Raw genomic sequence first — 22,566 nt, 5'->3', positions numbered from 1 at the left:
CTGTCAGCCTCGATGGCCTCGCCAGCGCGCTGCTGGCGCAGCCGCGCCAAGCCTTGCCCGATCCGCGCCTGCAGCGGGCGCTGGAGCAGGTCGATGCCCTACTCTCGGGCAAGGTCAGCGCGGCCGCCGTGGCCGAAGCGGCGCATTTGTCGCTGAGCCAGCTGGAGCGCCTGTTCAGCGCCAAGCTGGGCCTGCCCGTGCGGCAGCTGGTGCTGTGGCGTCGCCTGCGCCTGGCCATCCGTGGCATCTTGCTCGGCAACACCCTGACGCACGCTGCCCACGGCGCCGGCTTTGCCGATGCCGCGCATTTCTCGCGCACCATGCGCAGCCTGTTCGGCGTGCGTGCAGACCGCAGCTTGCGCCAGCTGACGGTCAAGCTCATCGATTGATGGGCGCGCGCAAGCCTGGCGGCAGCTCGGGCGCGCGCACGCCCTCTTCCGCGCGGAACGGCTCGATCAATTGCGCCGCGTAGGCAACAGGGTAATCAGGGCGGCTGCCGATGCCCAGGTCGGCGCCCGTCATGCGGTAATCGGGCGCGTCGAAACGCGTGCCCAGCAAACGGTCCCAGCAGGTAAAAAACAGGCCGAAATTCACGTCGCCGGCGGTGCCGTACTTCATGTGGTGAAAGCGGTGCAGCGGCGCCCACGCAAACACGTGGCGCAGCGGCCCCATGCGCATATCGACGTTCGCATGCTGCAATAACAATTGAATCGCCACGGCGAAGGCCAGCACGCCCATGACGCTTTCCGGTATGCCCAGCAGCAGCAATGGCAGCATGCCGCCCGCCGCTTCCAGCAGCAAATGCAGCGGATGCTTCATCCAGCCATTGAAACCATATAGCCGCCGCACGCTGTGGTGCACGGCATGCAATTTCCACAGAAAATAATAACGGTGGCTCAGGTAATGCACGAGGGTAATGCCGAAGTCGGCAATGACGATGGCCAGCAGCAGCTGCGCCCAGAACGGCAGCTGGCCCGGCCAGTATGCCCCCAGCGCCAGGTGGCCGGCCAGCAAGGGAAAGATGGCCAGGCCCAGCAGGTACAAGGTTTCATTGACAAGCGCGTGCAGCGTGTCGCGCGCGCCGTCGCCGTGCGCGTGGTTCCACGCGCCGTCATACGGCAGGTAGCGCTCGGCCAGGAAGGATGTGAGCAGGGCCAGCAGCAACAGCGGCGGCAACACCCAGAGGGAGAAATGGCCGGCCGCCACCAGCCAGGCGGCGGCGCCGATGAAGCCGGCCCAGAACACGGGACCGTACAGCGCGGCAAAGAGGGATTTCATGGCAAGGTTCTCCTGTGGCAAAAACCACAGCATGGCCGCCGACCCCGCCTTGCCGCTTGAAGAAACGGCGCAAGCTGCTTTTTACTTCGACGCTGCCTTTCTCGCCGCGTATTGCTGGTAGCCATTCGCGCGCAGGGCGCAGGCCGGGCAAGTGCCGCAGCCATAACCCCAGTCGTGCAGTTCGCCCCGCTCGCCCAGGTAGCACGTATGCGTGCCGCTGCGGATCAGGTCCACGAGCGGCTGGCCGCCCAGGTCTTCCGCCAGGTCCCAGCTTTGCGCCTTGTCCAGCCACATCAGCGGCGTTTCCAGTTTCAAGCGCGTATTCATGCCCAGGTTCAAGGCCACTTGCAGCGCCTTCATCGTGTCGTCACGGCAATCCGGATAGCCGGAGAAATCCGTCTCGCACATGCCGCCCACCAGCACCGTCAAGCCGCGGCGGTAAGCCACGGTGGCAGCCACCGTCATGAAGAGCAAGTTGCGCCCTGGCACGAAGGTATTCGGCAAGCCGTTTTCCTGCATGACGATCTCGACGTTCTGTGTCATGGCCGTATCGGAAATGGCGGAAATCAAGGACAGGTCTATCATGTGGTCAGGGCCGAGACGCTGGTCCCACTCGGGCGACTGCTGGCGCATCTGCTCGAGTACGCCGGGACGCACCGTCAGCTCGATCGCATGACGCTGGCCATAGTCAAAGCCAATCGTCTCCACGCGGCTATAGTGCTTGAGGGCCCAGGCCAGGCAGGTGGTGGAATCTTGCCCACCGCTAAAGAGCACCAGTGCGGAGTCCGTTGCTAGCATAAATTTTCTTTCCATGTTTTTATCTGTTGCAATAGTGCGTGGGGAAACGAGATTCCCCATGCAAAAAATACTTATTCGTCCGCCCTCAGTTTACCTATTCCGGTAACATGCAGTCAGCATTTACTCATCTGGAGCACCATGTTTTCTGCACGACCAACACGGCACACGGCCGCCGGCAAGGCGCTACGACCACGAATTTTGGCACAAGTGGTGACAAAAGTAATGGGTCAACTGACACTGGCCGCCGCCGGCAGTGCCATCTTGCTGTATCCGGCCGCCCAGGCAAGTGCCCAGGAGGGCACGCCAGAGCGTGCGCAAGAGGCCGTTGCAGACAGCCCCGCCAGCGCGGAAGCGGCGCCGGCACCGCTGCAGTACGAGGTCAAGGTGAACGCGCCCGGCGACCTCGATGAATTGCTTGAAAAGAACCTTGACCTGGAACGCTTCCGCGGCAACCCGCGCATGGACCGCGAGCAATTGCGGCGCCTCGTGCGCGATACGCCGGAGCAAGCCAAGAACCTCGTCGCCACTGCCGGCTACTACACGCCCACCGTCACGGTGCGCGTCGATACGACGGGTGCCAAGCCCGTCGTCATCGTCGACGTCGATCCGGGCCAGCCCGTCACTGTCGACAAGGTCGAGCTGGAACTGCGCGGCTTCGACCCCACGCCGCCGCTGGCCGCCAGCGAACCCTACGATACGGAAGCGCTGAAGCGCAACTGGGCCCTGAAGACGGGCAGCGTGTTCCGCCAGGCCGAGTGGGAATCGGCCAAGCGCGCCCTGCTGCGCGAAGTGGTGCAGACACGCTACCCGCGCGCCCAGCTGGTCGATACGCAAGCCGTCGTCGATCCGGAAACGCACAAGGTGTCCCTGCTGGTGGTACTCGACAGCGGCCCCGAGCTGCGCTTTGGCGAGCTGCGCATCGAAGGCTTGAAGCGCTACGATGAAAGCATCATCCGCAACCTCGACAAGATCCGTCCGGGCGAGTACTACAGCGAATCGGCGCTGCAATCGTTGCAGGCACGCCTGCAGGACACCGGCTACTTTGCCAGCGTGGAAGTGAGCGCCGACATGAGCAGCATCCTCAACGAGCAGATCGAGGCGGGCCAGGAAAGCCAGGCGGCCGAGGCCGAAGGTGGCGCCGTGACGAAACCCGCCAACCGCGGTCCCGCGCCCCTGCTGCCGCTGGTAGTGCGGGTGACGGAAAACAAACAGCAAAACGTCAGCGCCGGTCTGGGTTTCAGTACGAATACGGGCAATCGTGCCCAGCTCAACTATGACAACCTGAACGTGTGGGGCACGCGCTTCAAGAGCGCCCTCACCATGGAAACGAAGAAACAGGCGGCGCACGCCAATTTTTATTTTCCGACGACCGAACGCGGCTACAACGACAGCGCGGGCGCCTCGTTCGAGCGCAGCGACATTTCCAACGAAATCACGGCCGTCTCGACCATCTCGGTGAAACGCAACTGGGGCGGCACCAACCTGGAACGCAGCCTGACGTTCGAATTCCTCAGCGAAGACAAGACCGTGGTGGGCCTGGAACAGACGCGCAGCAAGAGCTTGCCGCTGACCTATGCCATCACCAAGCGCGACCTCGACAGCCTGCTGTTCCCCACCAAGGGCTATGTCATCAACGCGCAAGTGGGGGGCGCCCTGCTGCCCGTGCTGACGGACGAGCGCTTCGTGCGCGTGGCTGGCAAGATGGTGTTCTACCGTCCCATCGGTGAAAAGGGCGAGCTGATCCTGCGCGGCGAAATGGGCGCGCTGGGCTCGAAGGAAAAACGCGGCGTGCCTGCCGTCTACCTGTTCCGCGCGGGCGGCGACCAGTCGGTGCGCGGCTATGGCTACCAGGAACTGGGCGTGAAGGAAGGCGACGCCACCGTCGGCGGGCGCTACATGCTCACCGGCAGCGCCGAGTACCAGTACTGGTTCAAGCCGAAATGGGCGATCGCCGCCTTCTATGACGCCGGTAACTCGGCCGACACTGTCAAGGCCGCGATGACGCCGAAATCCGGCTACGGCCTGGGCGGGCGCTACAAGAGTCCCGTCGGCCCCATCAACGTCGACGTGGCGTATGGCCACGCCGTTCACAAATTCCGTCTGCACTTCTCTCTGGGATTCACTTTCTGATGTCCGATATTACTACCGAGTCCCCCAACGCCGCCACGCCGCCACCGGCGCCGCCGGCGAAAAAAACGCGCCGCTGGCTGCGCTACCTGCTGATCGCCTGCGCCAGCCTGGCCGTGCTGCTGGGCGCCGCCTTCTGGTTCCTGGGCCGCGAATCGACCTTGCAATTGCTGGTGCAAAAGATTTCCAGCGCCAGCGGCGGCGATATCCAGGTGACAGGCGTCTCCGGTTCGCTGTACAACCGCATGCACCTGGGCCATGTCAGCTACCGCAGCAAGACGCAGCACATCACGGCCGACAATATCGACATCAACTGGTCGCCGTTCCAGTTCTTCTCGGAAGGCATCGCCATCAGCGAACTGCACGTGGCCAGCCTGTCCGTGGAAAGCACGGCGCCGTCCGAGGAGCCGTCCACCATGCCGACCAGCCTGGCGTCACCGTTCAAGGTGGGCATTGCCGACGCGCGCCTGGACAAGGTCACCCTGGTCAGCCCTGGCGGCAACACGGTATTTGAAAAGATCCACTTCACCCTGTCGGGCGACAAGACGCAATGGCAGCTGGAAGACGCCTCGGCGCTGACGCCGTTCGGCCAGGCCACGGCCAGCGCGACCATTGCCGCCAGGCAGCCGTTCAAGCTGTCCGGCAAGGCGGGCCTGACGCAGATCACGCCGCCGGCCGGCGAAAAGCCCGCCGCCCTGAGCCTGCAGCTGGGCGGCGACTTGAACGTACTCAACGTCACTGCCAAGGGCAGCGCCGGTGCCGCCACGGCCGACGCACAACTGGCGCTGGCGCCGTTCGACCCTGTCATGATCCTGCGCTCGGCCAGCATCAAGGGCCGCAATATCAATCCGGGCAAGTTTGACGCGACCTTGCCACAGGCCGACCTGAGCCTGGAACTGGACGCCGCCATCGATACGCGGCCCACGGCGCAGACGGTGTCGGGCAAGCTGGCCATCCTCAACCACGCCACGCCAGGCCCCATCGACCAGCAAAAACTGCCGCTGCGCCAGTTCGAGGCGCGCCTGGGCGGCACCCTGACGGCCACGACCCTGGAGTCCGCCATCATCGACTTCGGCAACGCGGGCAAGTTTTCCGGCAGCGGCAAGGTGGACCGCGATGCGGCCGACGCGCCCATCGGCAAGGCGCAAGTGACCCTGCACACGGACAAGATTGACTTGCAGCATATCTACAGCAGCATCAACAGCACGAAGATCGCCGGCGACATCATGCTCGACAGCGACGGCAAGACGCAGACTCTGCGCGCCAAACTGGGCGAAGCCAAGCTGCGCCTGGACGTGGAAGCGACGCTGGCCGATTCCCTGGTGCAGCTGCGCAAGGCGACCTTGCAAGCAGGCAAGAGCAACGTGAATGCGACGGGCCAGATCAGCCTGAAGGACGCACAGGAATTCAAGGCAGTGGCCAACGCCAGCCGCTTGAACCCGGCCGACTTCGGCGCCTTCCCCGTGGCCGACTTAAACGTGGATGTGCGCGCCAACGGCCACGTGGCCCCGACATGGCTGGCGAATGCGGACTTCACCGTGCGCCCCAGCAAGCTGCTCGACCAGCCCCTGTCGGGCAAGGGCAAGCTGACGGCCGATGCGGCCCACTTCAGCGGCATCGACGTGCAGCTGGCGCTGGGCAAGAACAACGTCACGGCGAAAGGCAATTTCGGTGGCGCCGGCGAAAAACTGAACTGGAATGTGGATGCGCGGCAACTGTCGGCGTTGCAAAACGACTTGCTGGGCACCTTGCTGGCCAGCGGCGTGGTGCAAGGCACCCTGCAGCAGCCGCGCACGAGCTTTGTTGCCGATGCCAAGGGGCTGGGCCTGACCAGCGGCAAGCGTCCCGCAGCGGACAGCGCCATCCACGCCAGCGGCGAGGTGGGCTTGACGGGGCCGAAGAAAGAAGCGGAACTCAAAGTGGCGGGGTCCCTGCAAAAGATCAATCCGGCCGCCTTCGGTGCGGCTTTGCCTAACGGCAATGTCAATGCGGATTTCACCGGCAGCGGCCGCCTGACGAGCGACTGGCAAGTGGCCCTGAACCTGGGCCTGCGCGAATCAACCCTGCAAAACGCCCCGCTGGCCGGCTACGCCAAGCTGTCGGCGAATGCCAAACGCGTCGAGAATGTCGATACGGAATTGCGCCTGGGGCCGAACAGCCTGCAAGCGAAGGGCGCGCTGGGCGGCGCCACCGACAAGCTGACGTGGAAACTTGATGCGCCGCAACTGTCGACCCTCGGCCCCCGCTTCGCCGGCGTGCTGCAGGCGTCCGGCTCCGTCTCGGGCAAGATGGACGCACCGGCCGCGCAGCTGAGCCTGGACGGCCGAGACCTGACTTTCTTTGGCGACCAGCAACTGAAATCCATCAAGGGCAGCGCCAGCGTGGGCGCCGGCCAGGGCGCGCTCGACCCCATGGTCAGCAGCCTGGAGATCACCGGCTACAGCACCCCCACCTTCAAACTGGGCAGCGCCCGCTTGGGCACGACGGGCACGCGCGGCAGCCATACGGTAAACCTGGCGGCGCGCAATGACGATTTCGATGCCACGGTACAAATCAAGGGCAGCCAGAGCGGCGCCAGCTGGACCGGCAGCATCGACAGTCTGCAAAACAAGGGCCGCTACGCGCTGGTGCTGCAAGCACCGGTGCCCGTCAAAGTGGCGGGTCCTGCCGGCAGCGGCGTGGCGGGACTGGGCCAGCCTGAACAGATCAGCGTGGGCAACACCGTCATCAAGTTGCCGGCGGGCAGCATCACCATGCAAAGCCTGGTCAAGAACGGCCCGCGCTGGACCAGTTCCGGCCAGGCGGCCGGCGTGGCGCTGACTTATCTGGCGCAAGTGATTCCTTCACTGCAAGCCAATGCGCGCAGCGACCTGACCCTGGGCGCGCAATGGTCGCTCGACATGCAGGTGCCGACGGCCAAGCAGAAAGATCCGGCGCTCGCTGGCATGCTGCACGTCTACCGCGAAAAAGGCGACGTGACGGTGGGCGTGGAACAGCCGCTGGCGCTGGGCCTGCGCACCCTCGATGCACGCATCGACGTGGCCAACCAGCAATTGCGCCTGGCCGTGAAACTCGACGGCGCGCGCGCGGGCCAGAGCGACATCAATGCCACCGTGCAAATGCTCGGTGGCCGCATCAGCAACGACAGCGCCCTCTCCCTGACGGGCACCACCAGCATCGATTCGCTGGCGTGGCTGGCGCCGCTGACGGGCCAGCCGGGCCTGGAACTGGGCGGTGCCTTGAAAATCGCGCTGGCTGGCAGCGGCACCATCGGCGCACCGCAATTAAATGGCGACATCAACGGCAGCAAGCTGCTGGTGAACTGGGCCGACCAGGGCTTGAAATTACGCAACGGCGTGCTGCAAGCCAAGCTGGCCGGCGACCAGTTGCAATTGCAGCGCCTGAGCTTTGACGGCGGCGACGGCAAGGTGCAAGCTGACGGCTGGGTACGCTTTGCGAATGGCGAAGCCAGCCTGGAACTGAAGCTGCTGGCCGACCGCCTGCAGGCGCTGTCGCGCCCCGACCGCACCCTGATCCTGTCGGGCAACAGCACCCTGGTGCGCAACGACAAGCGCTTCAGCTTCGAGGGCAAGTTCAAGGCCAACCGCGCGCTGATCGAACTGGCGCCGCAGGATACGCCCACGCAAAGCAACGACGTGGTGGTGCTGGGCAAGGAGGTCAAGGGCAGCAAGGAAGCGCCATCCCTGCCGCTGAACATAGACCTGGAATTTGACCTGGGCAATGCCTTCCACCTGCGCGGCATGGGCCTCGACGCGGACCTGGCGGGCAATGTGCGTGCGCGCGTCATCAACCGTGCCGCGCCGCGCGTGACGGGCAGCATCCGCGTCACCAGCGGCCAGTACGCGGCATACGGGCAGAAACTGGCCATCGAACGGGGCCTGATCGCCTTCACGGGCGCCTACGACAATCCGTCGCTCAACATCCTGGCCGTGCGCAAGCGTCCGGAAGGCGAAGCGCTGTCGGAAACGAACGTGGAAGCAGGCGTGGAAGTGCGCGGCACGGCCCAGGCGCCAACGGCCAAGCTGGTCTCCACGCCCACCGTCTCGGACAGCGACAAGCTCTCATGGCTGATCCTCGGCCACGGTGCGGAATCGGCGGCCGGCGATGAAATGGCCCTGCTCACGACGGCGGCGGGCGCCCTCTTCGGCGGCTCCGGCGGCGGCCTGCAAGGCAAGCTGGCCAACTCTCTGGGCCTCGACGAAGTGGGCCTGTCGCAGGCGCAGGGACTGGAAAGCACCGTCGTCACCGTCGGCAAGCGCCTGTCCTCGCGCGCCTACCTGACGTTCGAACAAGGCACCAGCACGGCGACGAGCCTGGTAAAGCTGCGCTACAAGGTCAACCGCCGCATCACCTTGCAGTTCCAGACCGGCACCAACAATGCGCTGGACGTGCTGTATACGTGGGCGTTTGACTAGATTCTGCGCGGACAGCGGTCCGGTGCCAACGATGTTGTCGGATTACGCGCAAGCGCTAATCCGACCTACGCTCCAACAATATCGGCGGATTACACTGGGCGTTGCCCCGCCAATCCGACCTACGCTCCATGCCTGCGCGTAGGTCGGATCAGCCCGCCAGGGCGTAATCCGACAACATTGTTGGCCAAGGCGTCAAGACAGCGCGCAGGCCGGATTAGCGACGTAGCCACGTAATCCGACACCACCAGAAACAGCAAAGGCGCCGCAGCGCCCAACGCTCCATGCATGCGCGTAGGTCGGATCAGCCCGCCAGGGCGTAATCCGACAACATCGTTGGCCAAGGTATCAACCCCGGCATCAACAAACAACAAAGGGCGCCGCGGCGCCCTTTTTCATCATTGCTGCAAGCGGCTTATTCGGCCACGTCCAGGCCGCGCTCGATCATGCCTTCGACATACGCGCGCAAGTATTGCTCCAGGGCCGGGCCGGACAGCACGTTGGCCGTCAGCGCGCCGTGGGGCGAGCCTTTCAGCACGCCGTCGTGGTACACGCGCGCGATCCAGGCCACATCCGTGCCTGGCGTATAGTCGAGCTCATAATCGAATGTTTCACCGCTGACTTTGCGTGTGTAGACTTCCTTGACAATTGCCATCTAAAACAGCCTTTCTTGACGAGATTAACTGGGGTGCGGGTGCGGCACGGGATCTTCCTGCGGCACCGGATGCACGGGCCCCGGCTGGCGGCCGGGCGCCTCTTGCGGCTCCGGCGCGGGCAGCGGTTCATCGACAGGCGCCGGATCGGGCGCGCGGTGGGCATCAATGGCAAACGTTGACATGGCTGGCCTCCCTGCGGACAAAGGAAGACCATACCACGAGATGCCCGCCGCAGGTCCCGATACCTGCCCTTATTTGCCGGCCGGCTTGACTTCCGCGGCTGGCGGCGCGGCGTTCTTTACATATTTCTCCAGCCAGTTGTTGCTTTCATACAGCATCTGCATGATCGATTCGCGCGCGCGGTAGGCGTGGCTTTCGTTGGGCAACATGACCAGGCGCGCCGTGCCACCCAGGCCCTTGACGGCCTGGAACATGCGCTCGCTCTGGATGGGGAAGGTGCCCGAGTTGTTGTCCTGCTCGCCATGGATCATCAACAGCGCGTCCTTGATCTTGTCCGCATAGTTGAATGGCGACATGGCCTGGTAGACGCCGGGCGCCTGCCAGAACGAACGCTCTTCCGCCTGGAAGCCGAACGGCGTCAGGGTGCGGTTATACGCGCCGCTGCGGGCGATGCCGGCGCGGAACAGACGCGTATGCGCCAGCAGGTTGCCCGTCATGAAGGCGCCATACGAGTGGCCGCCGATGGCGATGCGGTTGCGGTCGGACACCCCACGGCGCACCACCTCGTCGACGGCGGCCTCGGCATCGGCCACCAGCTGCGGCAGATACGTGTCATTCGCTTCCTGCTCGCCGTTGCCGACGATGGGGAACGATGGATTGTCGAGCACGGCGTAGCCCATGGACAGGAAGGCGGCCGGGCCCCAGTAGCTGACGGCATTGAATTTGTACGGCGAACCCTTGGTCTGGCTGGCCGCGCTGGCCGTCTTGAATTCCTGCGGGTAGGCCCACATCAGGGTCGGCAAGGGGCCGTCGCGGCGGGCGTCGTAGTTTGGCGGCAGCATCAGGGTGGCCGTCAGATCCACGCCGTCGGCGCGCTTGTAGCGGATCAGCTCTTTCTGCACGTCCTTCAGCTGCGGCAGCGGGTGCGGGAAATGCGTGAGGGCCGTCAATTGCGCGGCGCCCTGCTGCTTCAGGTTGCGCACATAGTAGTTCGGCTGCTCGGTCGGCGATTCGCGCGTGGACAGCAAGCGGCTGCCGTCCTCGTCCAGCACGGCGACCACGTTTTCATAGTAGGGCGCGGCGCTCTGGAACAGCCGCTCCTTCTGTTTTGTCGCCAGGTTCAGCCGGTCGATGAAGGGACGGTCGCCTTCCTTAGAAGCGCCCTGGCCGTCAAGCAGGATGGAATTATCAAAGGCGATGAGCAGGCGCGGCAGGCCGGCAGCGTCCGCGCGCATGACGGGCTGGCCCGGGTCGTTGTAGCGGTCTTCGAACGATCCCGCATACACGAGGTCGGCCGGTGTGGAGGGTTGATCTGGCGAAATTCTCCACTGCTTGACGGCGCGCGTCTTGTACCACGCTTCACTGAGCAGTGCCAGGTCGCCGCGGCCCCAGGCTACGCCCGCATAGCGCGAACCGAGCCTGGCCAGCACGGCCGGCTTGCCGGTGAACGGCGCTGCCTGCGTATAGACGATGTCGCGGATCTCGGCTACTTTGGCCGGGTCGCCGCCATCCTGCGCTTCGGCCCACACCAGCGTCGCTGGCGCATCGACCCTCCAGCTGACGGAGCGCACGCCGGCGGACACGGCATCATTGCCAGGCGGCAGGCCTTCTTCCAGCGGCACGCTGGCCACCGCATGCAGCACTTTGCCGCTCAGGTCGCGCACATCGATCTGGTGGCCGAAGTCGGACGCCGGCACGATGTAGGAATATGGACGCAGGATGCGCGTCGTCAGCAGATGCTTGCCGTCAGGCGAGGCGGACACGCGCGAGAACTGGCCCGGCTGGCCCACCAGGCGCTGCTTGCCCGTCACGTCCAGCAAGGCCAGCTGCACCGTGATGTAGTGTTCGAACAGCTGCGCGTCCTGCTCGTTTTTCAGCAGGTCGGGATAGGTGCGCAATTGCTTGACGCCGCCACCGGGCACGCTGTCCTGGACCGCCGGTCCCGTCGGGATGCCGCTTGCCACGGGCGCCGCGCCCAGCTTGGCAGGCTTCAGCTGGACCAGCAGGGTTTTGCTATCGGGCATCCAGGAAAAACCACGGCCATACACGGTCGACAGGGCCGTATTGCCCAGCTTGCGCGCCGCTTTCGTCTGCACGTCGAGCAGCCACAGTTCCACGCCTGCCTCCTTCACGCCCGAGGCGGGATCGGCAAAGGCGATGTGGGTGAACGCCAGGTAGCGCTGGTCCGGCGACCAGGCGAGGTCGGCGATGCGCGGCGATGCCGGCAGGCCGCTGACCTTGATTTCCTTCTGCGTATCGATGTCGAGCAAGCCCAGTCCCGTATGGAAACTGAAGCGGCTGGCAGAATACGTGCGCGGATTGATGCGCAAGCCCGCCAGCTTCAATTCCGGTTGCGCCACTTCGCTGATGCTGGGCAAGGATGGCGTCGGCAGCACGGCAGCCAGGTTGCGTTTCGGACTCAGGCTCAGGGTTGGCGCGCGCGGCGCATCGACGATGGCTTGCAGGGGCGCGGGTGGCTTTTGATAGCCGCCATCTTGCGCCATGGCCAGCGACGACGACGCCATCAGGCCGACAGTAATGGGCAGCAGGGAGAAACGAGTAGACATGGCACTCCAGAGAGGTGGATGGAAAACAGTGACTGGCGGCACCGTACCGCGCATGGCGGCACCGGATGACAGGGCATAGTGCTTTCATGCCATGTAAATGTCAATGAGCAACTTTTCCCACCGGCTCCGCTACGCCCTTGCCGCCATCTGGCTTACAATCGCTGTTTTCCCCGTCCCGAATGCCTACATGGAAACCACTACCCTCGCCTTGCTGTTCCTGGTCCCGCTGCTGGTCTGGCGCATCTATTCGCGCCTGAAGAAGCTGGTGGCACGGCAGAAGTCGCAGCTGTGGCGCCACTGGACCGTGGCGGCCGGCTTTCCCGTGCTGATCCTGTTCCTGGCGACGACGACCAAATTCGACGTGCTGCCCCTGTCCAGCCTGGGCGCGGGCGTGCTGGCGGGCGGCTGGCTGGGCGTGCTGGGCTTGAAGCTGACGCGCTTCGAACAGGTCGGCAAGGACTTTTTCTTTACCCAGCACCGCTACCTGGGCCTGGCTATCACCATGCTGTTCATCGCCCGCTTGCTGTACCGCGGCATGGAAATCTACCTGAATTCGCGCGCGGACGTGCCCGTGCCACCGCCGCCGTTCGGCCAGAGCGCGCTGACCATGGCCGCCTACGGCCTCGTCACCGGCTACTACGCCGTGTACGCCTGGGGCCTGGTGCGCTGGCGCCAGCGCAACAAGCCGCTGCAAGCGCCGGAGTAAGCCTGGGCAATCAGTAGTACTGGCACAGGCCGGTACACGTCGTCACGGACAGCGCCTGGCGGATCGTCGCCAGGGCCGCTGCCAGGGCCGGATCGAGGTCCTGGTCCGCCACAGGCAGGCTGCTCAGCAGACGCTCGCGCAAGGGCGGCGCCATCAGACTGGCATTCGCCGTGGCATGCTGCGCCGCCGCTGCCAGCATGGTTTTCTTTTGTGCCACGTTCCAGAACGGCACCTGCACGAACTGCACCACATTCGCAAACATGGTGCTCGATCCCTTGCTGAACGCGCGGGCGCGCATGCGCTCGGCACCGCTCACGTCCTGCGCCGGCTGCGTGCTGAACTCCGCTTCCATCAAGCCGGTCAAATGCGCGTGGCAATGCACGCCAAAGGCAAACAGGGCCGCCATTTCATCGCCGTAATTGGCCAGGTTCCGCGTCACCTGCTCGCGGCGCGCCTGCTGCAGCGCGGCGCCCGACAGCGGCAGCGGCCGCTGCAAGCCAAACGCGTAATACGCCTTGCCCAGGTTGGTCGCCCGCTCGCACACGGCCACGCTCCGGTCCATGTCTTGCAACGCGGCGACGGGTGTCTGGAACAGGCGCGGCGCATCGGCGACGTGGGCAAACAGCGCTGCCACGGCAGGCTCGGCCAAACGCGGCAAGTCGCTATCGGCAGTGGCGGCGGCCATCAGCGCTTCCAGGCGCGTGCTGGCTTGCTGGAAATCCGTATAGCTGTCGGCCCAGGCGGCGGGCGCCACGAGGGTGCTGGCAAGGCACAGCAGGCGGGCGCTGCGGCGCAGCGGCGTGGTAATCAATCGCATCATGTTGTGTATGGTTCAGGTAAAGGGAATGGCGCCTCAGGCGGCGCGATACAGGCGAAACTGGTGCGCCGCCGTATAAAACAGGCCCACGGCGACAGGCATGTACATGAATGCCAGCAAGGTCGGCAGGAAAGAATGGATGCCGCGCCCGAGGTAGAAAGGCAGGGCAAACAGCACCGCCCACACGCAGGGCATCAGCAGCAGCCACGCCCGGCGGTTGCCGCGTCCGACCATGGCAAAGCTGAGCCCCAGCTGCATGGCCACCATGCACAGGCCCGCCAAGGCCAGCGGCGCCGTGATGAAACCGGCCGCGAGGCAACACAGCAGCAAGAGGCTGCCGCAGCAGACCAGTAATCGCTTCAGAGAATATGAAAAAGGCATGACGCAGCGCAGCATTAGATAATTGGCAATTATAAGCAATGTGTATCCACAGTGCAATTAGTTACCCTGATGCATTATTGCGCTCCCTGGCAGGCAACGCTAAGCGACCACCGTGACGCGCGGCCAGCGCGCCGTGTAGTTCTTGCTGGCCACCCGGTGTGCATAGCCTGCTGCGCTGATGCGCGCGGGGTTGCGCCGCACCACCATATTGAACAAATCATCAAGGCCATGGGGTGCGACGATGCCAATCTCGCCGTCAGGCAGCAGATGGAGGCCGACGGCCGTGGCAAACTCGGGCCAGGTGGCGATGGCGTCATCGAGCGACAGCAGCGGCGGCACGGCATAGCCAAAATAGTCCTCGAACCACAGGTGCACCCGCGCCTGGTTGCAGACCTCCCACGGCATGCCGGGCAGCAAGGTCGCCAGGCGCTGGCGCAGCCGTTCCTCGCTGTGCGGGCTGACATCGTCCGCATCAAAATACGCCACGTCAATATCGGCCGGCAGCGGCGGCTGCGCCACGCCATGCAAGGCATCCCACACGAGGTTGCGCACGGCGCCGGCGCCGATGCAGCACGCGGGCAACCCCAGCTGCGCCACGGCCTGCAAGGCTTGCCTGCACCATGGCGTGCGCCTGGCGATGGCGCGCAGCCGCGCCGCCAGTAGAGGCTGCGTGCTCACGCGCGGGTCCAGGATCGCTGCCAGGCGCCTGCCTGCTTGCCGGAAGCGGCATCGCTGCGGGCCTGGACGGCGGGCGCGGCACGCCACGTGTCCCGGAACAGGACACGCAGAAAGTGCTGGAGAGCAGCGGCTTCCAAGGCGCGCTCTTTATTTCTTCAGCAAGTAGTTCGGCCGCAGCGCAGGCGCCTCGCCCTCATTCCCGCTGCCATTCTCGACATTGCCGAAATACACGTTCAAATCCTGCTGCGGGCGGAAATTGCGCAGCTTCACCTGCAAGGTGGTGGGGTTGATCTTGGTAAACGTGCCGGGGAAGCACAGGCTGATCAACTCATCCGGCTTGCCCTTGACCAGGTTCAAGGTAAAGTCTTCGATGCCGTTCTTCCAGGTGTTGCCCGTCTTCAAGATGTACGAGACCCACTTGGCATTGACGAAACCGCTCTCGCCCTGTTGCGCCGCCAGGCGGTTCCACGTCTTGTAGAAAGCCTTGTCGCCGCAATACTTTTTTTCAAACTCCTTACCGTCGCCCAGATAGGAGGCACCTGGGCCAGCGGCCACGAACGGTGCATATTGATGGCGCACGCGCACCGTTTTACCGGCCGGGAATGTCTGCCGCCACTGGTAGACCACCGTCACGGACCAGGCCGGCACCCATTCTTCATCGTCGGACAGCTTGGCCAGAAAGCCTTCGGCGATCATGGCTTTTTGCTGCGCGGCGCTCAAGGGCGCCACCTTTTTTTCGAACGGGCTGAACGAGGGGAAATACGCCACTTGCGCGTCCGACAGGCCCAGCTGCGCCAGGCGCGCCGTCACGTCACGGCCGTCGAGTTTGGCGAGCAGCACGGTCTGGTAATCCTTGCGCTTGCCGTCGACCTCGATCGAGAACTGCTGCGGCTGGCCGTAATACGTGGGCGACTGGTGGTAGCCGGCCTCGTAGGCGGGCAGCGGGAAGATGATGGTCTCTGCCACATCGCTTTTCGATTCGTTCAGGAACTCGTACTCGACCTTGATCAATTCCGCGCTGACGGTCAGCACTTCCTTTTTCATGGCCACGGCGTCGCTCTTGCCGACAATAATGCCGCCGGCACTGACCGAGCCGATGCCGTCATTGGCCATGGCCGGCGCCGAGAACGCCAGCGCCAGCGCGGCCGGCAGCAGCATCGTGCGCAGCGCCATCACGCCACCTTGCCCGATGCCGGATCGACCCGGCGCTGCAGCACGAAAATCGGTTGCGCCCATTGCGTATCCTTTTTCTTCTTGCTGGTAATCAAAGTCAGTTCCGATGGATCGTAGACATCCGTGTTGTGCGTCAGCGGCGTCGTCATCAAATACTGCGCTTCCGTATTTTTCAGGAATTCGCCGACCAGTTGGATATTGCGGATATCCAGGTGGGCAAACGGCTCGTCGATGAAGACGAAGCCGCCGGAACCGTCTTCCGATTTCAGCAGGCCGATCAGGAGCACCAGCGACTTCATCACCTGCTGGCCGCCCGACGCTTCGCCATCGTTCATGCCGATGACGCCCTTGCCGTCGAATTTAAAACGCACGTGCAAGCCCGCCTGCGACAGCTGCACATCGTCGTTTTCCAGGCGCACGGGGTCAGCATGCACTTCGATGCCGGCCAGTTCGCCCAGCTCCTTGATGTTCTTGCTGTAAGTCTTGATGGTGTAGCGCAAGCGCTCCATGTAGGCGCCACGGGCATTGCCCGTCGCCTCGATGGCGCGGTTGTTCTGGTAGCGGCGCTCATCCGTTTCCGACTGGCGGCCATGCAATTGATCCGACAGGCGGTGGTGCTGGTCGATGACGGTGGCGTCGAGTTCCCAGTCGTCGCGCGCCAGGCTGTTTTGCAGGCTGGCCACGCGCAGATCGACCTGGTGCGCATTCTGGTGCTCGGCCACCAGCGCCGCGCGGCGCGCGGGACGGCGCCAGCTTTTCGGCAGGTGGCGCCACGCATGGCGCAGGGCCAGCAAGGCGCGCGCATGCTCGGCGCGCTGTTCGATCTGCTTCTTGTAGCCCAGGCGCGAACCGGCTTCCGCTTCCGACAAGGCCAGGCGCGCGTTTTGCCACACCGTATCGGCACGCGTGCGCGCCACGGTGGCGTTCTTCGTCAGGTTTTGCAGCTCGCCCAGGCGCCCGCCCACTTCCAGGCGTTCTTCCTTGAGCGGCTTGGAATTGCGCAGCGCTTCGGCGAATTCTTCCTGGCGTGCACTGAGTTCCTTGGCCGCGTCGACGCCGGCGATGCGCGCTTTTAATGCCCCCACTTCGGCCGCCAGCTTCGAGATCGCCAGGGTCAAGGTGTCTTCCTGTCCTTCCAGGCCCGGCAGGGAGCGCAGCAGCGCTTCCAGGCGGCCGCTGCGGCCAGCCTGGCCGAAACGGTAGCGCGACGCTTCGACGAACAGCGAGCGCCCGCCGCGGCGTTCGCGGTGATACGCCTCGGGCGTGATCCACTCTTCGTGGTTGCCCAGCTTGAAGCCCGCTTCGACGGAATCGACGCGTGCAATGCGCGACAGCTGCTCGATCAGCCAGCTGGGCACGGGCGCGGAAAATTTCACCACCGCCAGCAGGCTTTCGTCTTTCGCCACCGGCGCCGTGACGAGGTCGGGCACGATGAAGTGGCGGTAGCGTTCCTTCTCGGCCAGGCGGTAGGCGCTAGACGCATCCTTGGCCTTGTCCAGCAGGACGACCGAGGCGTAACCGCCCAGCACGCCTTCGACGGCGCCCTGCCAGCGGCTGTCCGTCACTTCGACGATATCGGACAGCATCGCGTGGGCAATGCCCGCGTCGCGCAGCGCGCGCCGCATGCCGCGCACATTGTCCGGCTCCGGCATGGCCGTCTTGCCTTGCAATGCTGCAATCGTTGCCTGCTCGGCAGCGATACGCGCCGACAGGGCGTCGCGCTGCTGGCGCTGGCGCAGCAGTTCCGCTTCCTTCTGTTCCAGCTGGGCCGCCACTTCGGCGATGTCGCTGCCCGAGTCGGCCGCCAGCTTCTGCAAACGATCCTTCTGTTCCAGCAGGCTGTCCAGCGGTTTCAGCTTGGCATTGATCAGGGACAAGCGGCTCTGCAAGCCGATCGATTCCTGCTCCAGCAGGGTTTCGTTCATCTGCGCGTCGGACAGGGCCTTGGCTTGCGCGGCCAGCGCATTGCGTTTATCCGTCAGCTGCTGGTCGGCCTGCGCCATGGGCTTGCGCGCATCGCGCAATTGCCGGCTGGCGATGGCGGCTTTTTCGCGCGCCTCGTGGTATTGCAAGCTGGGCAGCACTTCTTCCAGCAGGTTGCGGCGCTCTTTATGCAAGCCTTCCCACTGGTGGTAATTGGCCACGCGCAGGCGCAAGCCTTCCAGGTTGGTTTTCGACGCTTCCAGTTCCGTCTCGAAACGCTTCAGCTCCACTTCCGTATCGCGCTGGTGGCGCTTGGCTTCATCGTAGGCGTCCAGCACTTCCTTGTCGCCGAACACCTGGAACACCAGGTCGAGCAGCTGGCGCGGCGCGTATTCGCACAATTTGTCCGTCTCGCCCTGCTCCAGCGCCAGCACTTTCGACATGGCTGGCGACAGGCCCGCATTGGCCAGGCGCTTGCGGTAGTTCTCCACACCGAGCCAGTCGTTGGCGTCCGTGATGTCCTCGATCTGCACATTGCCCGGACGCATCAGATACTGGCGCTTCCAGTCGCCGCCATTTTTCTGGATCTGGCAAAACAAGGTCACTTCATCGTCGCTGAAGAAGCCGGAACTGCGGAACGGCCGGTTCGACAGCTGCTTGCCCACGTTCTTGTTGTCGACCACGGCGCGCAGCCAGGCCGTCTGCTGGCCCGAGTGGCGCGCATAGTGTTTATACGTGCGGCCCATCGAGCAGTCGAGGCCGAACAGGGTGCGCAAGGCGTCGAGCAAGGTGGTCTTGCCCGAGCCATTCTGCCCGGCGATGGTGATGATTTTCGCGTCGAGCGGAATATTCTTGATGCGCTGCCAGTAATCCCAGTGCACCAGTTCAAGTGATTTGATATGAAACATGGGCGCTTTCAGTGAGGGAGGTCGGACGACGCGGCATCGTCGGCATCGGCATCGCCGGCGTCGGGCTGCTCGCCGATGTCGGCGGACAAATCGTCTGCCAGGTCGGCGTCAGGCAGCGGATCATCGCTGACGGCCACCAGGCGCGCCGGCGCGCGCTTGAACACGTCGGCCAGGGCGCCGTTGATGATGCGCTCTTTCAGCACATCCGTATCCATCATCAGGTCCAGCAGCGGACCTTCCAGGATGACATCGGCGCGCCGCTCGATGAAGCCCAGCTTGGCCAGGGTGCCCAGATTCATGTCCATGCGCGTCTTCTTGCCCAGCTTGTCGCCAAAGTCCGACAGCAGCGCCTTGTAGGAAATGCCGATCGACGCATCTTCCGCGCGCGGCAGCGGCTTTTCCGTACCGAACATATCGTTCTGGTCATCGTCCGCGTGCTGGTGGGTTTCCTGGCGTTCACGCTTGGGCAGGATGATCTGCGCCCACAGCACCACCAGCAAGGCCACGCCATCGCGCGCCAAACCAAAATTATTGTTTTGCCAGACGTCGCGCGCGCCGAAAATCTTCGGCTCGATGGTGCGCGTCAGGGCCAACGTCACGTGGTCGGCATATACGTTGTCGAGCAGCTTCAGGCCGCAGGCCAGCAAGCGCGCATCGATCTCGGCGCGGAACAGTTCGTCGGACAGCACGCGCTTGACGAGCTTGTCGTCGCGGCGCAGGGTTTGATGCGTGAGCAGGCGCGCAATCAGGATTTGGGAATCGTCATTCATCGGCGTTGCCGCTATCTAAATCAAGTGAAACATTCAGTGAAAGCGAGGCGATCGACATGGCCGCCACGTGGGGGTCGGACAGTTGGACCATCTCGTCGGTCGGTGTAAAGGTAATCGGCAGGCGGGCCAGTTCGGCCGTCGATCCCTGCAAGCTCGCTTCGGAGACATCGCCCAGCAGCGGCAGCATCGAGGCGCGGTACGAGGCCACGGCAAAGCTGGCCGGCAGCAGCGAATCCTGCACCGGCACGGATTTCGGTCCCTCTTCGCCGATGCTGGGGAAATTGCCCAGGCTGGCAAAGTTCGACAGGCGTTCGAGCAAGTCATCGAGTTCAAGCTGCATGGCGGGTCCGTCGCTGATGGTGGTGGGCGCATCCTCTCCGCTGGGCAGGCCCGTATTGATGACGCCTGCCGCCCGTTCGGACAACAGTTCCGTTTCCGCCACGTCGATCATCTCGGCCGGCGTGGAGAACAGCGGTACGACGGGCTGGTCGATGGCGCCCTCGGCCAAGCTGGCCAGGTCGTCATGCAGCAAGAGCCAGCGCTTGATGTCCGTGGTCGACAGGCCCGACTGGCCCAGGTGCACGCGCTGGCGTTCGATCTGGTTCAGGGCGCGCGAAAACATGCCTTGCATGTTGAGCAATTTGCTTTGCGCGCGGCCAATCGCCTGCGCCGCCTTGTGCGTGGCGCTGTCCGCGTTTTCATCGGACGTGATCGCCACCAGGATCTCGGAGCCTTTTTCCACCCAGTCGCAGGCCATGTTCCACTTCGCCTGCGCCGTGCGCAGGCGGAATTCGGAACCGGAAGCGATGGCGTCGGAGAATTCCTCCGTCAAGTCCACCAGGCGCCCCAGCAGATGCTGCAGCTGCTCGACCGACACGCCGCCGACAGCTTGCGCGCCCGCCACCTGCGACAGCAGGAAACCCATTTCCGCTTCATCTTCCGTCTGGCCCAGGCCCAGCAAGCTGTCGATGGCCGACAGCACATTGCGCGCCATGGGCGTGACGCGGTACACGCCCTGCTGCGCATCCCAGGCCAGCAACTGGTTCGAGCGCAAGCGCAGCAAGACCGTTTCCAGGCTTTCCGGCAACAGATACGCCAGTTTCGTATTGATATCGGCCCGCGTATAGGCCGACGTGGCCGCATCGGACGCGAGCTCGCGCAACACCAGCAGACGCACCAGCACGCCATCGAAACCGCCATGGAACAGGGCCGTAAACACTTGCAGCAAGGGCTGCGCCCGCTTCAAATGGAAAACCTGCTCGATCTCGTCGGCCGAAATATTCGGCTGGAAATGCGCCTGCAAAGAATCGTGATGCTCTTGCTCTGTCTGATTTGCATCCGTAGCCACGGCTGCACTTGCCATTATATCAATCATTCTATTCCGGATGAGTGTTCAGCGGGCGACGCAGCGGGCCCTGGCAGCGCTGCGGCCTTAAAGGTACGCGGGGCGTCAGTATATCAGTTCTGACATGCAATTCGACTTGTGGAAGAGGGGGTATGGCGCTGTCGTCAAGTCGAGTGTTGCATCAGCAAAAAAAACCAACAGCGAAAATCCGGGGTCAGACCCGCCGGGTCTGACCCCGGCATTTGCCGTTAGGGATAAAAAATCAAGGAATCGATATTTGATATGACAGCAAGCACTTACTTCCTGACAATCTTCTGCAAGGTTTGCTCCACATAATCGCCGCCATCCGCATCGGCGAACGTCACTTTCACGGGATACCATTCCAGCGACGGCGCCAGCCACAGGTCCACTTGCTGGCCTTTCTTGTCCGGCGGCGGCGCCTTGACCAGGTGCACGGCCTCCACCAGGCCCTCGCCGGTGGCGACGGTTTCCTGCTTGACGACCTTGAAGACCCATGGCTCGGCATCGTGTGCGCCGGCAACAAAGAAGGCCCATTCCGAGCCGGGGACGAATTTCTCGGGCGCCGCGCGTGCCACGCTGGCCAGTTGCCAGACGGCGCTGTTGCGGTCCTGTTCACCGCCTTTCAGCGGGTAGCTTTCATCGCCTTCGCCAAAGACGATGGTCTTGCTGTCGCGCTTGAAGGTGGTCGTGACGGCATCCTTGCGGAAGCGCTTTTCCACGAACTGCGCCGGCGCCAGGCCGTAGTCGTCAACCGTGCCTTCGCTGCGCTGCTCGAGGATCTTGCCGAACAGGGCCGCCTTGGTTTCGGCCAGCAGCGAGTACTTGCCCTCGCCCACGCGCCAGTTACTGACGGATTCGCCCGACAGGCTGATGCCGCGCTGCTTGGCCTTGATCGAGTAGACGAGGTCGGCAGAAGGCACCAGCTTGTACGGGCGCTTGATGGCGGGATGGTCCACGGGCGCGTCCGCCATGGCAGGCGACAGGGTGGCGGCCAGCACGCCGGCGGCCAGCAAGTGTTTCAAGGTAGTCAGAGTCATTATTTATTTTCCTGTAGCGTCATTGACGGAGATCTTGGTGACGGTTTGCGTGGTCAAAGCCCCGCTCGCCTCGGTATTGCGTATTTGGACTGGATACCACTGCATCGATGGCGCCAGCCAGATGTCGAGCTGCGAGGAATACGTGCCCGGCTTGGGCGGCCGGCGCAGATGCCACGTCACCAGGCGGCCCATTTTGGTGTCCAGTTCTTCCTCGCCCACCAGCTGGAAGCGGAACACGGTCGCTTCCTTTTCCTCGCCGACGAGGATGTCGATATTGCCCACCAGCTGGTTGACGTCGGCGCGGCCGATGGCGGCCAGCTGGAACGGCACGCTGGCTTTGTCCTGCGCCCCTACCTGCCATGGCGCCGTGGCCGTCGTGGCCGAGAACGTGATCACCTTGCCATCGCGGTTGAAATGCGTGGCCGTTTGCGCGCGGCCCTTGCGCTTTTCCGTGGCCGTGACGGGCACGATGCCGGTGGCATCGATCAGACCCTCGCTGCTCAGCACCAGCAGGTTGATGCGCGTGATCAGCATGCTCAAGCCCACTTCCAGTTTCAGCTGGTAGCTGTCGCCCCTGTTGTCCCACGCCATGGCGGCCACGCCCTGCCACTTGGTGCCGTCCGCATCGCGCCGGTCCACATGCAGGTCGAACTGGGCCGAGGCGGGCGCATTCGTCTTGTAATGCCGCGCCTGCTCCACCACGGGCGGCGGTGCAGCAGGCGCAGGCGCCGGTGGCGCCACGGCGACGGGCGCCGGAGCCGTGACGAC

General features: G+C 64.1%; 18 protein-coding genes. 4 read left to right on the top strand and 14 right to left on the bottom strand.

What is annotated here, in order from left to right; translation table 11 throughout:
- On the top strand, positions 1 to 389 hold a 389-nt coding region (locus tag JaAD80_RS11500; protein WP_146012367.1), incomplete at its 5' end, for a helix-turn-helix domain-containing protein.
- On the opposite strand, the gene JaAD80_RS11495 is transcribed toward JaAD80_RS11500, so the two are convergent.
- Positions 379 to 1,278: a sterol desaturase family protein gene (locus tag JaAD80_RS11495; RefSeq protein WP_102294299.1), complete on the bottom strand. Its 900-nt coding sequence runs from the start codon at positions 1,276 to 1,278 to the stop codon at positions 379 to 381. The two genes, JaAD80_RS11500 and JaAD80_RS11495, sit on opposite strands and share 11 nt — an antisense overlap.
- A gap of 81 nt (positions 1,279 to 1,359) precedes the next feature.
- Positions 1,360 to 2,076 (bottom strand): 7-cyano-7-deazaguanine synthase QueC, encoded by a 717-nt coding sequence (gene queC, locus JaAD80_RS11490; RefSeq protein ID WP_102294296.1) that lies wholly within the window; start codon positions 2,074 to 2,076, stop codon positions 1,360 to 1,362.
- 222 nt (positions 2,077 to 2,298) lie between these two features.
- On the opposite strand from queC, the gene JaAD80_RS11485 reads away from it, so the two are divergent.
- Together JaAD80_RS11485 and JaAD80_RS11480 are read left to right on the top strand one after the other, a co-directional pair.
- Positions 2,299 to 4,206, top strand: a complete 1,908-nt coding sequence (locus JaAD80_RS11485) for an autotransporter assembly complex family protein (RefSeq protein ID WP_102294295.1) — start codon at positions 2,299 to 2,301, stop codon at positions 4,204 to 4,206.
- Positions 4,206 to 8,639 carry a translocation/assembly module TamB domain-containing protein gene (locus JaAD80_RS11480; protein ID WP_102294294.1) on the top strand — a complete coding sequence of 1,478 codons (4,434 nt, stop codon included), beginning with the start codon at positions 4,206 to 4,208 and terminating at the stop codon, positions 8,637 to 8,639. The genes JaAD80_RS11485 and JaAD80_RS11480 overlap by 1 nt, the downstream gene beginning before the upstream one ends.
- 412 nt (positions 8,640 to 9,051) lie before the next feature.
- Here JaAD80_RS11480 and JaAD80_RS11475 read toward each other — a convergent pair whose 3' ends face one another.
- The 3 genes from JaAD80_RS11475 to JaAD80_RS11470 form a co-directional block, all read right to left on the bottom strand.
- On the bottom strand, positions 9,052 to 9,291 hold the full coding sequence (locus JaAD80_RS11475; RefSeq protein WP_092801751.1) for a hypothetical protein: 240 nt from the start codon (positions 9,289 to 9,291) through the stop codon (positions 9,052 to 9,054).
- Positions 9,292 to 9,315: 24 nt separating this feature from the next.
- Entirely contained in the window at positions 9,316 to 9,474 is a 159-nt protein-coding gene (locus JaAD80_RS30685; RefSeq protein ID WP_180979389.1) for a hypothetical protein, read from the bottom strand.
- Positions 9,475 to 9,543: 69 nt separating this feature from the next.
- Positions 9,544 to 12,039 (bottom strand): S9 family peptidase, encoded by a 2,496-nt coding sequence (locus JaAD80_RS11470; RefSeq protein WP_258002937.1) that lies wholly within the window; start codon positions 12,037 to 12,039, stop codon positions 9,544 to 9,546.
- 187 nt (positions 12,040 to 12,226) lie between these two features.
- On the opposite strand from JaAD80_RS11470, the gene JaAD80_RS11465 reads away from it, so the two are divergent.
- Positions 12,227 to 12,745, top strand: a complete 519-nt coding sequence (locus JaAD80_RS11465) for a hypothetical protein (RefSeq protein ID WP_102294293.1) — start codon at positions 12,227 to 12,229, stop codon at positions 12,743 to 12,745.
- A 10-nt stretch (positions 12,746 to 12,755) separates the two neighbouring features.
- Here JaAD80_RS11465 and JaAD80_RS11460 read toward each other — a convergent pair whose 3' ends face one another.
- From JaAD80_RS11460 to JaAD80_RS11420, 9 genes are all read right to left on the bottom strand, one after another.
- A complete protein-coding gene (locus JaAD80_RS11460; protein WP_146012366.1) occupies positions 12,756 to 13,565 on the bottom strand; it encodes a hypothetical protein in 810 nt (269 codons plus the stop codon).
- Between the two features lie 33 nt (positions 13,566 to 13,598).
- On the bottom strand, positions 13,599 to 13,892 hold the full coding sequence (locus JaAD80_RS11455) for a hypothetical protein (RefSeq protein ID WP_146012365.1): 294 nt from the start codon (positions 13,890 to 13,892) through the stop codon (positions 13,599 to 13,601).
- 150 nt (positions 13,893 to 14,042) lie between these two features.
- Positions 14,043 to 14,621: a nucleotidyltransferase family protein gene (locus JaAD80_RS11450; RefSeq protein ID WP_258002936.1), complete on the bottom strand. Its 579-nt coding sequence runs from the start codon at positions 14,619 to 14,621 to the stop codon at positions 14,043 to 14,045.
- A 147-nt stretch (positions 14,622 to 14,768) separates the two neighbouring features.
- A complete protein-coding gene (locus JaAD80_RS11445; protein WP_180979388.1) occupies positions 14,769 to 15,794 on the bottom strand; it encodes a DUF4424 family protein in 1,026 nt (341 codons plus the stop codon).
- Entirely contained in the window at positions 15,794 to 18,625 is a 2,832-nt protein-coding gene (locus JaAD80_RS11440; RefSeq protein WP_102294289.1) for an ATP-binding protein, read from the bottom strand. The genes JaAD80_RS11445 and JaAD80_RS11440 overlap by 1 nt, the downstream gene beginning before the upstream one ends.
- A gap of 8 nt (positions 18,626 to 18,633) precedes the next feature.
- Positions 18,634 to 19,395: a hypothetical protein gene (locus tag JaAD80_RS11435; protein ID WP_102294288.1), complete on the bottom strand. Its 762-nt coding sequence runs from the start codon at positions 19,393 to 19,395 to the stop codon at positions 18,634 to 18,636.
- A complete protein-coding gene (locus JaAD80_RS11430; protein WP_102294287.1) occupies positions 19,388 to 20,758 on the bottom strand; it encodes a hypothetical protein in 1,371 nt (456 codons plus the stop codon). The genes JaAD80_RS11435 and JaAD80_RS11430 overlap by 8 nt, the downstream gene beginning before the upstream one ends.
- 278 nt (positions 20,759 to 21,036) lie before the next feature.
- A complete protein-coding gene (locus tag JaAD80_RS11425) occupies positions 21,037 to 21,798 on the bottom strand; it encodes a DUF3108 domain-containing protein (RefSeq protein WP_180979387.1) in 762 nt (253 codons plus the stop codon).
- Between the two features lie 3 nt (positions 21,799 to 21,801).
- Positions 21,802 to 22,566, bottom strand: a 765-nt coding sequence (locus tag JaAD80_RS11420; RefSeq protein ID WP_102294285.1) for a DUF3108 domain-containing protein, incomplete at its 5' end; no start/stop codon positions are given.

Origin of the sequence: Janthinobacterium sp. AD80, from assembly GCF_002878455.1 — a bacterium.
Classification (GTDB): domain Bacteria; phylum Pseudomonadota; class Gammaproteobacteria; order Burkholderiales; family Burkholderiaceae_D; genus Janthinobacterium.
The sequence above is the reverse complement of the archived record's forward strand: the minus strand, read 5'-3'. Positions and strand labels throughout refer to the sequence as shown.

Bases quoted from the DNA above. Each gene is read 5' to 3' on its own strand.
- JaAD80_RS11495 (WP_102294299.1), bottom strand. From the start codon at position 1,278: ATGAAATCCCTCTTTGCCGCGCTGTACGGTCCCGTGTTCTGGGCCGGC.
- queC (WP_102294296.1), bottom strand. From the start codon at position 2,076: ATGCTAGCAACGGACTCCGCACTGGTGCTCTTTAGCGGTGGGCAAGAT.
- JaAD80_RS11485 (WP_102294295.1), top strand. From the start codon at position 2,299: ATGGGTCAACTGACACTGGCCGCCGCCGGCAGTGCCATCTTGCTGTAT.
- JaAD80_RS11480 (WP_102294294.1), top strand. From the start codon at position 4,206: ATGTCCGATATTACTACCGAGTCCCCCAACGCCGCCACGCCGCCACCG.
- JaAD80_RS11475 (WP_092801751.1), bottom strand. From the start codon at position 9,291: ATGGCAATTGTCAAGGAAGTCTACACACGCAAAGTCAGCGGTGAAACA.
- JaAD80_RS30685 (WP_180979389.1), bottom strand. From the start codon at position 9,474: ATGTCAACGTTTGCCATTGATGCCCACCGCGCGCCCGATCCGGCGCCT.
- JaAD80_RS11470 (WP_258002937.1), bottom strand. From the start codon at position 12,039: ATGTCTACTCGTTTCTCCCTGCTGCCCATTACTGTCGGCCTGATGGCG.
- JaAD80_RS11465 (WP_102294293.1), top strand. From the start codon at position 12,227: ATGGAAACCACTACCCTCGCCTTGCTGTTCCTGGTCCCGCTGCTGGTC.
- JaAD80_RS11460 (WP_146012366.1), bottom strand. From the start codon at position 13,565: ATGATGCGATTGATTACCACGCCGCTGCGCCGCAGCGCCCGCCTGCTG.
- JaAD80_RS11445 (WP_180979388.1), bottom strand. From the start codon at position 15,794: ATGGCGCTGCGCACGATGCTGCTGCCGGCCGCGCTGGCGCTGGCGTTC.
- JaAD80_RS11440 (WP_102294289.1), bottom strand. From the start codon at position 18,625: ATGTTTCATATCAAATCACTTGAACTGGTGCACTGGGATTACTGGCAG.
- JaAD80_RS11435 (WP_102294288.1), bottom strand. From the start codon at position 19,395: ATGAATGACGATTCCCAAATCCTGATTGCGCGCCTGCTCACGCATCAA.
- JaAD80_RS11430 (WP_102294287.1), bottom strand. From the start codon at position 20,758: ATGGCAAGTGCAGCCGTGGCTACGGATGCAAATCAGACAGAGCAAGAG.
- JaAD80_RS11425 (WP_180979387.1), bottom strand. From the start codon at position 21,798: ATGACTCTGACTACCTTGAAACACTTGCTGGCCGCCGGCGTGCTGGCC.